Annotated in this window: 9 protein-coding genes; 8 read left to right on the forward strand and 1 reads right to left on the reverse strand. The window is 27.3% G+C overall.

Annotation, left to right across the window (positions count from 1 at the left end):
* The first annotated feature begins 26 nt into the window (after nt 1-26).
* From lon to BUA77_RS04470, 5 genes are all read left to right on the forward strand, one after another.
* Complete coding sequence (lon, locus tag BUA77_RS04450) at nt 27-2,372, forward strand: endopeptidase La (protein ID WP_072887720.1); 2,346 nt, start codon at nt 27-29, stop codon at nt 2,370-2,372.
* Nucleotide 2,373: 1 nt separating this feature from the next.
* On the forward strand, nt 2,374-2,982 hold the full coding sequence (gene yihA, locus BUA77_RS04455; protein ID WP_072887722.1) for a ribosome biogenesis GTP-binding protein YihA/YsxC: 609 nt from the start codon (nt 2,374-2,376) through the stop codon (nt 2,980-2,982).
* 302 nt (nt 2,983-3,284) lie between these two features.
* Nucleotides 3,285-4,400 (forward strand): aminopeptidase, encoded by a 1,116-nt coding sequence (locus BUA77_RS04460; RefSeq protein WP_072887725.1) that lies wholly within the window; start codon nt 3,285-3,287, stop codon nt 4,398-4,400.
* 227 nt (nt 4,401-4,627) lie between these two features.
* The gene (locus BUA77_RS04465) at nt 4,628-5,953 is read left to right on the forward strand and encodes an APC family permease (RefSeq protein ID WP_072887727.1); all 1,326 of its coding nucleotides are present in this window, start codon (nt 4,628-4,630) and stop codon (nt 5,951-5,953) included.
* 157 nt (nt 5,954-6,110) lie between these two features.
* Entirely contained in the window at nt 6,111-7,190 is a 1,080-nt protein-coding gene (locus BUA77_RS04470) for a PRK06851 family protein (RefSeq protein ID WP_072887730.1), read from the forward strand.
* Between the two features lie 653 nt (nt 7,191-7,843).
* Here BUA77_RS04470 and BUA77_RS04475 read toward each other — a convergent pair.
* Nucleotides 7,844-8,326 (reverse strand): hypothetical protein, encoded by a 483-nt coding sequence (locus BUA77_RS04475; RefSeq protein WP_072887732.1) that lies wholly within the window; start codon nt 8,324-8,326, stop codon nt 7,844-7,846.
* A 419-nt stretch (nt 8,327-8,745) separates the two neighbouring features.
* On the opposite strand from BUA77_RS04475, the gene BUA77_RS04480 reads away from it, so the two are divergent.
* From BUA77_RS04480 to BUA77_RS04490, 3 genes are all read left to right on the forward strand, one after another.
* Complete coding sequence (locus BUA77_RS04480) at nt 8,746-8,937, forward strand: hypothetical protein (protein ID WP_072887734.1); 192 nt, start codon at nt 8,746-8,748, stop codon at nt 8,935-8,937.
* A gap of 14 nt (nt 8,938-8,951) precedes the next feature.
* Entirely contained in the window at nt 8,952-10,751 is a 1,800-nt protein-coding gene (locus tag BUA77_RS04485) for a heme NO-binding domain-containing protein (protein WP_072887737.1), read from the forward strand.
* Nucleotides 10,752-10,950: 199 nt separating this feature from the next.
* A complete protein-coding gene (locus BUA77_RS04490; protein WP_072887739.1) occupies nt 10,951-12,987 on the forward strand; it encodes a methyl-accepting chemotaxis protein in 2,037 nt (678 codons plus the stop codon).
* Nucleotides 12,988-13,154 lie beyond the last annotated feature (167 nt).

Consider the following 13,154-nt stretch of genomic DNA (forward strand, 5'->3'; position numbering starts at 1 on the left):
GACTTTTTTACATAAGGAGTGATGTTATGGAGCAAAACTATACGATGAAAGAACATCAATTGCCTCTTATACCTCTTAGAGGTTTAGCGGTATTTCCATATATGGTTTTACATTTTGATGTTGGTAGAGACAAATCTATAAATGCATTAGAAGAAGCCATGGTTGATGAACAGCTTATATTTTTAACATCTCAAAAAGAAGCTGAAGTAGATTTACCTACACCAGAGGATTTTTATCATATAGGAACAATATGTAAGGTAAAGCAAATGTTAAAGCTTCCAGGAGACACTATAAGAGTATTAGTAGAAGGTATATCTAGAGCTAAAATAAAAGAAATTATAAATGAAGAACCATGCTTTAAAGCTACTATAGAAGAAGTAGTTTATGATGAGGAACTTCTTAAAGAAAATAAAGAAGTAGAAGCTTTAATTAGAAATGTATTTGAATCATTTGAAGAATATATAAATATCAGCAATAGAATTTCTCCAGAAATACTATTGTCTTTATCTGATATAGAGGATGCAAGTAGATTCGCTGATACTATAGCTTCAAATATGTTTTTAAAACCTCTTCAAAAACAAGAAATATTAGAAATATTTGATCCTAAAGAAAGATTAGAAAAAATATATAAAATATTACTTGAAGAAATAGATATTTTAAAAATAGAAAAGAAGATAAGCTTAAGAGTTAAAAAACAGATAAATAAGGTACAAAAAGAATACTATTTAAGAGAGCAACTTAAAGCAATTCGAAAAGAACTTGGAGAAGATGAAGAAGTATCTGATGAAATTGATGATTATAAAGAGAAATTAAAAAAGTTAAAAGTAAAAAAAGAAATAAAAGAAAAAATATCTAAAGAAATAGACAGACTGTCAAGATTATCTCCATCTTCTGCTGAATCGGGTGTTATTAGAAGTTATTTAGATACAATTTTTTCACTTCCTTGGAATAAGGAAACTAAAGATAAGATAGATATAAAAGAGTCTAGAAAAATACTTGATGAAGATCATTATGGTCTTGAAAAAGTAAAAGAAAGAATAATTGAATATTTAGCTATAAGAAAGCTTGCAAAATCTATGAAGGGACCTATACTTTGTCTTGTTGGCCCTCCAGGAGTGGGTAAAACATCTATAGCAAAATCAGTAGCAAAATCTTTAAACAGAAAGTTTGTAAGAGTATCTTTAGGTGGAGTAAGAGATGAAGCTGAAATAAGAGGACACAGAAGAACTTATGTAGGAGCAATACCAGGAAGAATTATAAATGCTATAAAAGAAGCAGAAAGTAAAAATCCAGTATTTTTATTTGATGAAATAGACAAAATGGCTTCTGATTTTAGAGGAGACCCAGCTTCAGCAATGCTTGAAGTTCTAGATCCAGAACAAAACAAGGAATTTGTAGACCATTATTTAGAAATGCCATTTGATTTATCTAAGGTTCTATTTATAACTACTGCAAATAGCTTAAGCACTATTCCAAGACCGTTACTTGATAGAATGGAAATAATAGAGGTTTCTGGATATACAGAAGAAGAAAAATTAAAAATATCTCAAAAGTATCTACTTCCAAAGCAAATAAAAGAACATGGATTAGAAGAAGATTTCTTAAAAATGGGAGAAGATACTATAAGAGATATAATTAATTATTATACAAGAGAATCTGGAGTTAGAACTCTAGAAAGAACAATTGGTAAAGTATGTAGAAAAGTAGCTACAAGATATGTAGAAAAACCAGATTTAAAATCAATAAGAGTTAATAGAAATAATTTAGAAAAATATCTTGGAAAGAAAAGGTATAAATTTGAATTAATAAAAGAAAAGCCTGAAATTGGAATAGTTAGAGGGCTTGCTTGGACTTCAGTAGGAGGAGATACTTTATCTATAGAGGTAACCCCTATGAAAGGAAAAGGACAGCTTGTATTAACAGGTCAGCTTGGAGATGTTATGAAAGAATCTGCAAAAGCTGGAATTTCATATATAAGATCTAAATGTGAAGATTTAAATATAGATACTGAGTTTTACAAAACACAAGATATACACATTCATATTCCAGAAGGAGCGATTCCAAAAGATGGGCCATCTGCAGGAATAACAATGGCAACAGCAGTAATATCAGCTTTATCACAAATACCTGTAAGTAATACTGTAGCTATGACTGGGGAAATAACTTTAAGAGGAAGAGTTTTACCTGTTGGAGGAATTAAAGAAAAAGTACTTGCAGCTCATAGAGCAGGAATTAAAAAGGTATTACTTCCTCATGAAAACAAAAAGGATTTAGATGATATTCCTGAAAATATTAAAAAGAAAATGGAATTTGTTTTAGTAGAGAATATGGATGAGGTTTTAGAGCATGCCTTGGTAAGGGAAGGTGAGTAAATTGAAAATAAGATCCGCAGAAATAGTAATGAGTGCTGTAAATAAGGATCAATATCCTAATGAAGGAATTCCAGAAATTGCTTTTGTAGGCAGATCTAATGTAGGAAAATCTTCTAGTATAAATTCTCTTCTAAATAGAAGACAGTTTGCTAGAGTTAGTCAAACTCCAGGTAAAACTAGAACTATAAATTTTTACTTAATAAATAAAGAATTTTATTTTGTTGATTTGCCTGGATATGGATATGCTAAGATATCAAAATCAGAAAAAGCTGGTTGGGGAAAAATAATGGAAATGTATTTAAAAGAAAGAAAAGAGCTTTGCAATATATTTCTATTAGTTGATATAAGACATGAACCTACTAATGATGATAAAGCTATGTATGATTGGATAAAATATTACGGTTATGATTGTACTATTATAGCAACAAAAGCTGATAAAATATCTAGAGGAAAATATCAAAAGCATATTAGTATAATAAGAAAGAAATTAGGACTTAAGGATGAGAAGATAATTCCAGTTTCATCATTAAAGAAAACAGGTTTTGATACTCTATGGGAAGAAATAATAAATATATATACAGAAAAAGGATATCACATAAATACAGATTAAAAACGATATGATTTAAATCATATCGTTTTTTGTTATAATGAATAGGAAATTATAATCCTTTTGAATTGTGGATAAATATAATTTTCGTTATGAATTTTAAGCAACGGAATTCGTTAGAATTCGTTGGCGCCATGAAATTTCAAAAAAGTCTACATTTAAAATCTTTAGAATAAAGACTTTTTTATAATGAATATGAAATAATATGATATGAATTTTTTGTTTTTACTTAATTTTTGAAATATTATATGGTAATATATAAATATATTTATATATATGAATTTTGTTAGATAGGAGTTGAAAATATGAAAGATCCTAGAATAAGTAAACTTGCTAAAAATTTAATTAATTATTCTGTAGAGCTAAAAGAAGGAGAAAAGTTGTTAATTGATGTTAAAGGAGACGATATTGATCTTGCTAAAGAGCTTGTAAAAGAAGCTTATGAAGTAGGTGGTATTCCTTTTGTTTCAGTTAAAAATGATATTATACTAAGAGAAATTTTAATGAGAATAAATAAAGAACAGTTAAAAAGTATGGCTAAATATGAACTTGAAAGAATGAAAGAAATGGATGCATATATTTCAATTAGAGGTGCAAGTAATATAACTGAACTTTCAGATGTACCAGAAGAAAATATGGGTATGTATATGGAAGAATTTATAGGACCAGTACATATAAAAGAAAGAGTAGCAAATACGAAATGGTGTGTTATGAGATATCCAAATCCATCCATGGCTCAACTTGCTGGAACTAGCACAGAAAAATTTGAAGATTTTTATTTTAATGTTTGTAACTTAGATTATTCTAAAATGTCAAAAGCAATGGATTCACTTGTAAAATTTATGGAAAAAACAGAAAAAGTGAAAATAGTAGGACCAGGAACAGAGCTTACTTTCTCAATAAAAGATATACCTGTAGTAAAATGTGATGGAAAGATGAATATACCTGATGGTGAAGTTTATACAGCACCAGTTAAGAGCTCGGTAAATGGATATATAACATATAATACTCCGGCAGTATATAATGGATTTACATATGAAAATATAAGACTTGAATTTAAGGATGGAAAAATAATAAAAGCTACTGCAAATGATACAGATAGAATAAACAAAATATTTGATACAGATGAAGGTGCAAGATTCATAGGAGAATTTGCAATAGGGGTTAATCCATATATAGAAAAACCTATGAAAGATACATTATTTGATGAAAAAATAAAAGGAAGCTTTCATTTTACTCCAGGAAATAGCTATAAAGATGCTTATAATGGAAATAACTCTTCAATACATTGGGATTTAGTATGTATTCAAACTCCAGAATTTGGAGGAGGAGAAATTTACTTTGATGATACTTTAATTAGAAAAGATGGGTTATTTGTTATAGAGGAATTAGAGTGTTTAAATCCAGAAAATCTAAAATAAATTATATATTGATTTACAAGAAAGTGCTATTATTAATTTCAAAATTAATAATAGCACTTTTTTTGCAAAAATATACTAAAATTCGACTGTAAAAATATTTTAATAAATAAAATTAAAATTTACATTAAAAATAACTTGTATTCAATATATAGCTGTGATAAAATATTTTTTAAATTATTTGTCGAATTTGAATGAAAATTTGAAAAAAATATGAATAGGAGGATAATATGAAGGAAAATGAATTAAAAAAGGACCTTGGACTTGTACCTGCATTATCTATAGTTGTAGGTATGGTTATAGGTTCAGGGGTATTCTTTATGCCTACAAAAGTATTTGGTGAAACAGGAGCTCCAGGGCTTGGAATAATAGCATGGATACTTGGAGGAACTATATCTATAGCAGCTGGACTTACTGCTGCTGAAGTTTCTGCTGCAATACCTAAAACAGGAGGAATGATGACATACCTAAAAGAAATATATGGAGATGTTTGGGGATATCTTTTAGGATGGGCTCAAGTACTTATATATATTCCAGCTGTAATGGCTGCTCTTGGGATAATATTTGCTACACAAGCAGTATCACTTATGGGACTTAGTGACAAAATGATTGTTCCAATAGGAATAATTGCAATTATATTTTTAACTATTATGAATGGACTAGGCTCAAAAACAGGAGGAATGATTCAAACTGTTTCTACGATATGTAAGTTGATACCTTTATTTGCAATTATAGTTGTAGGTTTTATAAAAGGTGATGGTGGAGTAGTTAGATTATTTCCAATTTCAGTAGATACTCACCCAGTTGTTACTGGACTTGGTTCGGCTTTAGCAGCTACTATGTTTGCTTATGATGGGTGGATATGCGTAGGGAATATAGCAGGTGAGATGAAAAATCCAGCTAAAGACTTACCTAAAGCAATAATAGGTGGTTTATCAATAATTATGTCTGTTTATGTATTAATAAATATAGCGTATTTATTTGTATTACCAGCACATGTACTTGCATCAACTAATACTCCAGCTACAGATGTTGCTAATATAATATTTGGAGCAAATGGTGGAAAAATAATAACAATAGGAATTCTTGTGTCTATATTTGGAACATTAAATGGTTTTATATTAACAGGGCCGAGAATACCGTATGCAATGGCGGTTGAAAATAAACTACCAGGAAGTAAATGGATAGCTAAATTACATCCTAAATTTAATACACCTGTAAATGCAAGTATATTACTTTCCATATTTGCTATTATATATGCATTATCAGGAAATTTTGGACCGTTAATAGATTTGATAGTATTTATAATTTGGATATTCTACGTTATGACTTTTATAGGGGTATTTATTCTTAGAAAGAATAAACCAAATATTCCTAGACCATATAAAGTACCAATGTATCCTGTAATCCCTATTTTAGCCATAATGGGAGGGTTATATATTATAGTAAATACATTAATAACTCAGCCTAAAAATGCTGTTTTAGGACTGATAGTTACTTTAATTGGATTACCTATATATATATTTAGAAAAAATAAATTTAAATCAGTATTATAATACTAAAAAGAGGTACACTATTGTTTAATGAAATAGTGTACCTTTTTAGTATTACAATTTTTATTTTATAGGACAAGCACAAAATTTATTAAATCTTAATAAAATAAAAGTAGGTTAAAAGCATGAGAATGAATATTAATTGAAAGAGGTTGATATTATGGCTGCGAATTTAAAAAGAGTATTTCCAGGAGGAAACACTTCAGAAGGTTTTTATTCCTACTATGATTATTTGATCGAAAATGATGCGAACAGAATATTCGTGATAAAAGGTGGACCTGGAGTTGGAAAATCTTCTATGATGAAAAGAATAGGACATGAGATGATTAAAAGGGGATACGATGTAGAGTTTCATCACTGCTCATCTGATAATAATTCTATAGATGGGATAGTAATACCGAAGCTTAGAGTTGCCATGGTAGATGGAACTGCTCCTCATATAGTAGATCCTAAAAATCCAGGAGCAGTAGATGAAATTATTCACTTAGGAGATTATTGGGATTTAGAAAAAATGAAAGGGAATAGAGAAGAAATTTTAAAATCTAACAAGGAAGTAGGAAGACTTTTTCAAAGAGCTTATAAATTCTTAAGAGCGTGTAGACCAATAGCTGAAGATATAGTGAATAAATACAAAGAAGCTATGGATTTTGGAAAAGTTAATGTTCAGACAATAAATCTTATTAATAAAATATTTGAAAATATTACCACAGAACCAAAAATAGGAAAAGAGAGACATTTATTTGGAAGTGCAATAACTCCAAATGGTCATATTGAATATACAGATACTATTTTAAATAATATAGGTAAAATATACCATGTTAAAGGAAATATGGGAACTGGAAAATCAACATTACTTGAAAAGATATATAAGCAAGCATTATTAAAAGGATTGGATGTAGAAGTTTATCATACACCTTTAATTCCTCAAAAGATTGAAACTATATTAATTAAGGATATTAACATTGCTCTTACAATAAGCAAGATGTATGAACAAAATAATTATAAAATTATAGATTTAGATAAATATATAGATAATAAAATAATAAGTAAATATAAGGAAGAATTAGATTATGATAAAAAAATGTTAAATGATTTATTACAACAAGGTATTTTGAATATAAATAGAGCTAAAAAAGAACATGATATTATGGAAACATATTATATTCCTAATATGAAATTTGAAGAAATAGAAAAACGAAAAAATGAAATACTAAAAAGAATATTAAGCTATGAAAAATAATTTGTAATTTCATAGTTATTAAAAAAGTCATGACATTGCTTTTAAGAAATGTTATGACTTTTTTTTATAATAAATAGGAAATTATAATCCTTTTGAATTATGGATAATATTGCTAAAAACACTACATCATCAACTATTTTGAGCAACGGAGTCCGTTAGGACTCGTTGGCGACATGAGCCATGCGATAGCATGAAGCGAATTTTTTTATTTATTAGTTATAAAATATGACATTGCTTGACAAAATATAAATAACAATGTAAAATTAAATAAAATACCACCTAGGGGTATAATAAGGAGGTAAACATGAAAATAAATATAAGTGAAGATGCTAAAAGAGAACTTAAAAACTCTCTAGAGAAAAAAGGCGTAAAGAATCATCCATTAAGAATATTTATACAATCATTTGGATGAGGTGGCCCAGCTTTATCAATAACTCTGGATGAGTTAAAAGAAGAAGATATTGTAGTAGAAGAAGAAGGATTTAAATTTTTAGTAGATAAAGATCTTTCAAAAAATGTATCTCAAATAAATATTGATTATTCAAATTCTTGGTTTAGAAAAGGATTTAGAATAACATCTGATTTAGATTCTGGAGGATGTTAGATAAAATACCCTATTGTTTTAAAACAATAGGGTATTTTTAAGTAAATAGCTATATTGTATCTGGGTCTTTTTCAAAATAAACTCTTTTACATTTATTTTTATATTCTTTTATTAATTTTTCCATTTCATCTATACTATCATTTAGTTGATTAAATATTTCATGAGGAATATTATAGTAAAGATACAAATCTTCAAAATGTCTTAGTGCATCGTTAAATCTTTTGTTCACATTGATAAAATCATTAAAAACTGTAGAATTAGATGCATTTTTAAATTGGTTTATATCATGTTTTATTACAGTTATGATTTGATCTTTATTATGATAAGTTCCCATATTCATAGGATAAGGTGATATTCTTTGTAAAAAGTAGTTGTCAGAATTATTTATATGATATACATATTCTACTAGAGTTCCTTTTATATCAAATTTAACATAGCACATTATTCCTCTGATAACTTTAACATCTCCACCCATTTGATTTAATATCATCTCGTGCTTAGACATTTCGGTTTTAAGATAAGCATTTTTCATTCTATTTCCCTCCTTTTAAACAATAAGAATAATATATTTACTATGATTATATATAATTCCCATAATAAAAATTAATAATAAACATGTGTGTATATACTTATTATATTTTAAATTTTGTAAAATTTATATATTATTTATAACGAATAGGAAATTATAAATTTTTTAAACTGTTGATAACTTTGGTAACTGAATAAAAGTATCAACTATTTTGAGCAACGGAGTCCGTTAGGACTCGTTGGCGACATGAGCCATGCGATAGCATGAAGCGAATTTTTTTATAATGAAAATGAATAGGAAACTATTAATCACAAATTTTGTAAAATATTGAAATGAAGTTTCATATACAATATATAAAAAAAGTGATAAAATTATATTTAGTTAAATTTAGAAAAAATTAAAAATTTATAGGAGTTATTGTTATGGTTTTGTTATTTCAAGGGATAAATTTAGTTATATTATTTTTAGTTTTAATTATTCCATCAGTGGGTACTTATTATTTTATAAAATATTTAAGAAATAAAGAAGACAATAAAGATGAAATTTTAGCAAGAGTAATACTTTTAGAAAAAAGAGTAAAAGAACTTGAAGATTATATAAGTGATTCAGAATAAATAGGAGGGATTTTATGAAAGGGACTGTTGTTTTAACATGGCTTAAAACATGCAGAAAAATATATAATGATGAAGTAGTAGATAAAGCTATGGAAAGTTGTGGAATAAGCAGAGATAAGACATTTTCACCAATTGAAGACATTGATGATTCGATGATTTATAGTATTATAGAAAATATAGCTAAAGAAGTTAATACTGATTTATCAAGTATTTGGAAAAATATAGGTAGAGATAATATAATTACATTTGCAACTGATTATCCTGCGTTTTTTAAACATGAAAGCTTATATCAATTTTTAAAATCAATGAATGATGTTCATAAAATTGTTGTAAAAAGAATACCAGGAGCAAGACCTCCAGTACTTGATTTAGAGCCAATATCAAAGCAAGAAGCAATATTTGTATATAGTTCAAAAAGAGGAATGTTTAATTACTTTTTAGGGTTAATTGAAGGAGCTGCAAAGTACTATAATGAAAATATAAAAATAGAAGAATTAGAAAAAAGCTCTTCTCAATTAAAAATAAAAATAACATTTGAAAAAGAAATATACAATAAAAAAGTATTTAGATTAAATAAACTTATGTCATTTGGATTTATAAAAGATATACATGTAAAAACATCAATATTGTCTATGGTCATCTTTACAATATTAAGTTTACCTATTAAATTTATAGCAAAAGAGTTATCATTTTATTTTTATCCTGTAATAGGGCTTTTTAGTTTTTTAATCTCATCTAAAATCCTTAATAGACCAATGAATACAATATTAGAAGAACTTGAAAATATAAAATCACATAATTATGTTGAAAGTGGAGAATTAATATCAAATGATATATATGAAGAAATGTATAATACATTAAATGAGTATAAGGATATTATAAGAAAAGATTTTGTAGGGTTTAAAGGACTTACAGATGAAATGAATACTTTCAGTGATAATTTAAATACAATAGCAAACAAAATGGATTATACATCAGAAGAAGTATCAAATGTAGTAGAACAAGTTGCAACAGCAGCAATTACTCAAGCTGAAGAAACTGAAAATGCAGTAAATCTTTTAAATGATAATATAAATGGAATAAGAAATATAGCTCAAATGGAAAATGAAAATAAACAGGAGCTTGAAAATTCTGTTGAAAAAATAGAACAAAGCTATACCCATGTAAAGTCTACAACAGATAAATTAAATGATATATTAAAAAGCTTTGAAGAAGTAAAAGAAAACAGTATAAATCTTCAAAATAAAGCTAGAAACATAACTGATATAGTATCTATAGTATCTTCTATTGCTTATCAAACAAACTTATTAGCACTGAATGCTTCAATAGAAGCTGCAAGAGCAGGAGAACAAGGTAGAGGTTTTGCTGTTGTTGCTGAGGAGGTAAGACAGCTTGCTGAACAATCTCAAGATGCAGTAAATAAGATAAATTCTAATTTATCAGAATTTATAGGAGAGATAGAAAATCTTGTATCTGATGTGGGAAAAGAATTTATAGTATTAGAAGAGGAAAATCATAAGCTTAATGAAGCCGTATTTGAAAGTAGCGTAGCAAATGAAAAAATCAAAGAAGTAGCTAAAAAAATGATAAAAACAGCAGAATATCTTCAAAGAGAAACTGATTCTATATCATCTATCTTTGAAAATATGGAATCTTTAGCAGCAATAGCTCAGGAGAACTCTGCTTCATCTCAAGAAGTAAGCTCAAGTGTTACTACGTATACAGAAGAAATTAAGAATCTTACAAGAAGTATAGCTGAATTTAAGAAGATTACAGGAAACTTTAAAGAAGATATAGATATATACAAAATATAATTAAATATAAATAATTTAAAATCCTAACTGTTATTTTAAAATACAGTTAGGATTTTTTTAGGGCTTAAGAATTAAAATTGTGTTAAATCCATATAAAATAATAAAAAAATGTCAAAAAAGGATGACGAAAAATGAATTATAATGATAAAATATATAGTATTAATATTTATGTAAAATTCAAAAAATAAGGAGGGGTTATATGAATCCTAAATTTAATATGAAAGGGAATTCTATTAAATTTAAAATCACAGCAATATCTTTAGTTGTATTGTTTTTAACAATAACTACATTAAGTGTTTTATCTATTCAATCAGTAAACAAATCAATAAAAAATCAAATGAAAGAAGATGGAATGGCACTAGTAGAGGAAATAGTAAGTCAATTAGAAAATAGTAATTTAGCAATAGAACAAATAGATAATCTTTTAGGAGGAAAAGTAATATCAGTAGCTCATTTAGTAGCACACAACAATAATATTTCAAATGAGTATTTAATAAAAATAGCTGAGCGTGTAGGTGTTTCTGAAATAAACGTAACAAACCCACAAGGAGTTATAATATATTCTAATTTGCCTGAAAACGTAGGATATGAGTATCCACAAGAACATTCTGTATATGCTTTATTAAGAGGAGAAAAAAATGAAGTGATTGAAAAAATAAGAAAAAGTGATGTTTCAAATGATTATTATAAATATGGAGCAGTATCTTCAGATAATGGTGGAATTGTTCAGGTTGGTATACATGCAAATGAAATTGAGAATATAAAGTCTAGTATAAATGTACAATCAATAGTTGAAAAAACAGGCAAAAAAGAAAATATTGTATATGCTCTTGTAATAGATAAAAATCTAAAAGCAATAGCTCATAGTGATACAAGTAGAATAGGAATAGATTTAACAGATAAAGGAAGTAGAACTGCTGCAGTAGACGGAAAGCCGTATACTTCAGAATATATATATAAAAAGGGAACTGTTGATGAGCAAACAGTTTATGATGTATTATTACCACTATACAGAAATGGAAATCATATAGGTGCTGTAAATATAGGTATATCTATGAAAAACTTAGATGAAGCATATAAGTCAATACTAATTAAATCTTTAATTGTAGCAATTTTATCTTTCGTAGTAGGAGGATTTATATTAGTAAGATTAATAGGAAGAATAACTAACCCTTTTAAAAATCTTGCACAAATTTCAAATAAAGTTTCAGATGGAGATTTGACACAAAATATTGAAGTTAAAAGTAATGATGAAATTGGTATTCTTGCATCTAGCTTTAATAAAATGATAGATAATTTAAGAAATATGACAAGTAAAATTCAAGAGGTTTCAGCAAACGTATCATCTTATTCACAGGAATTACTTGCAGCAAGTGAGCAAGCTTCAACAGTTTCAGAACAAATAGCCATATCAACTCAAGATATAGCAGATGGAGCTGAAAATCAAGCTAGAGCAACTAATGAAGTTTTAAATAATATTAAAGAAGTTGTATCAGGCATGGACAATATAAAAGAAGAAGTTACTATATTAGTTAATAATTCAGATGATACAAGTAAAATAGCATTAGAAGGTAGAGAAAAAATGAAAAACATGGTAACTCAGATACATGTTATAAAGAATAGTGTAAATTATACTTCTGATGTAATGAATGATCTTGAAAAAGCATCTGATGAAATAGGAAATATATTACAGGTTATAAATGATATAGCAGATCAAACTAACTTACTTGCATTAAATGCAGCTATAGAAGCAGCAAGAGCAGGAGAAAGTGGAAAGGGATTTGCAGTTGTTGCAGATGAAATTAGAAAGCTTGCAGAGCAGTCTATGAAGTCAGCAGACCAAATAAGAGATTTAATAACAAAAACTCAAGAAAATACTAAAAAAGCACTTGTTTCTATAGAAGAAGGAAATGTAGAAGCACAAAAAGGAGAAGCAATAGTAAAAGAAGTAGGAAATTATCTAAAAGAAATATTAGATGCAGTTGATATTACAAAAGATAAGCTATACACAGCTAATGAAAATGTATCACAGTCAAATACAAAAGCACAAAGCATAGTAGGCTTTGCACAAGAAATAGAAAGAATAGCAACAGATTCTGCGGCAAATACACAAGAGGTTGCAGCATCAAGTGAAGAGCAATCAGCAACTATAGAGCAAATAACAAGATCAGTAGAAGAATTATCTAGTATGGCAAGAGATCTTGAAGAAATCACTAAGAAATTTAAATTAAACTAATTAATATCATAAAAAGGTCCTGTATTGTTTTGATAATTAGAAAAAACAATACAGGATTTTTTGCAATTAGAATAATATTAGGGGTTTTGAGAATTTTAATAGTGTTAATTTAACTAAATTTAAGGTATTATATAATTAAATTATAATATTAATATTCAAGGAGTTAA

This window comes from Tepidibacter formicigenes DSM 15518, assembly GCF_900142235.1.
Taxonomy (GTDB): domain Bacteria; phylum Bacillota; class Clostridia; order Peptostreptococcales; family Peptostreptococcaceae; genus Tepidibacter; species Tepidibacter formicigenes.

What these genes read in the sequence shown, in the direction of transcription:
- BUA77_RS04485 (WP_072887737.1), top strand. Translation starts at nt 8,952, where the DNA reads ATGAAAGGGACTGTTGTTTTAACATGGCTTAAAACATGCAGAAAAATA.
- BUA77_RS04480 (WP_072887734.1), top strand. Translation starts at nt 8,746, where the DNA reads ATGGTTTTGTTATTTCAAGGGATAAATTTAGTTATATTATTTTTAGTT.
- BUA77_RS04465 (WP_072887727.1), top strand. Translation starts at nt 4,628, where the DNA reads ATGAAGGAAAATGAATTAAAAAAGGACCTTGGACTTGTACCTGCATTA.
- BUA77_RS04460 (WP_072887725.1), top strand. Translation starts at nt 3,285, where the DNA reads ATGAAAGATCCTAGAATAAGTAAACTTGCTAAAAATTTAATTAATTAT.
- lon (WP_072887720.1), top strand. Translation starts at nt 27, where the DNA reads ATGGAGCAAAACTATACGATGAAAGAACATCAATTGCCTCTTATACCT.
- BUA77_RS04490 (WP_072887739.1), top strand. Translation starts at nt 10,951, where the DNA reads ATGAATCCTAAATTTAATATGAAAGGGAATTCTATTAAATTTAAAATC.
- BUA77_RS04470 (WP_072887730.1), top strand. Translation starts at nt 6,111, where the DNA reads ATGGCTGCGAATTTAAAAAGAGTATTTCCAGGAGGAAACACTTCAGAA.
- BUA77_RS04475 (WP_072887732.1), bottom strand. Translation starts at nt 8,326, where the DNA reads ATGAAAAATGCTTATCTTAAAACCGAAATGTCTAAGCACGAGATGATA.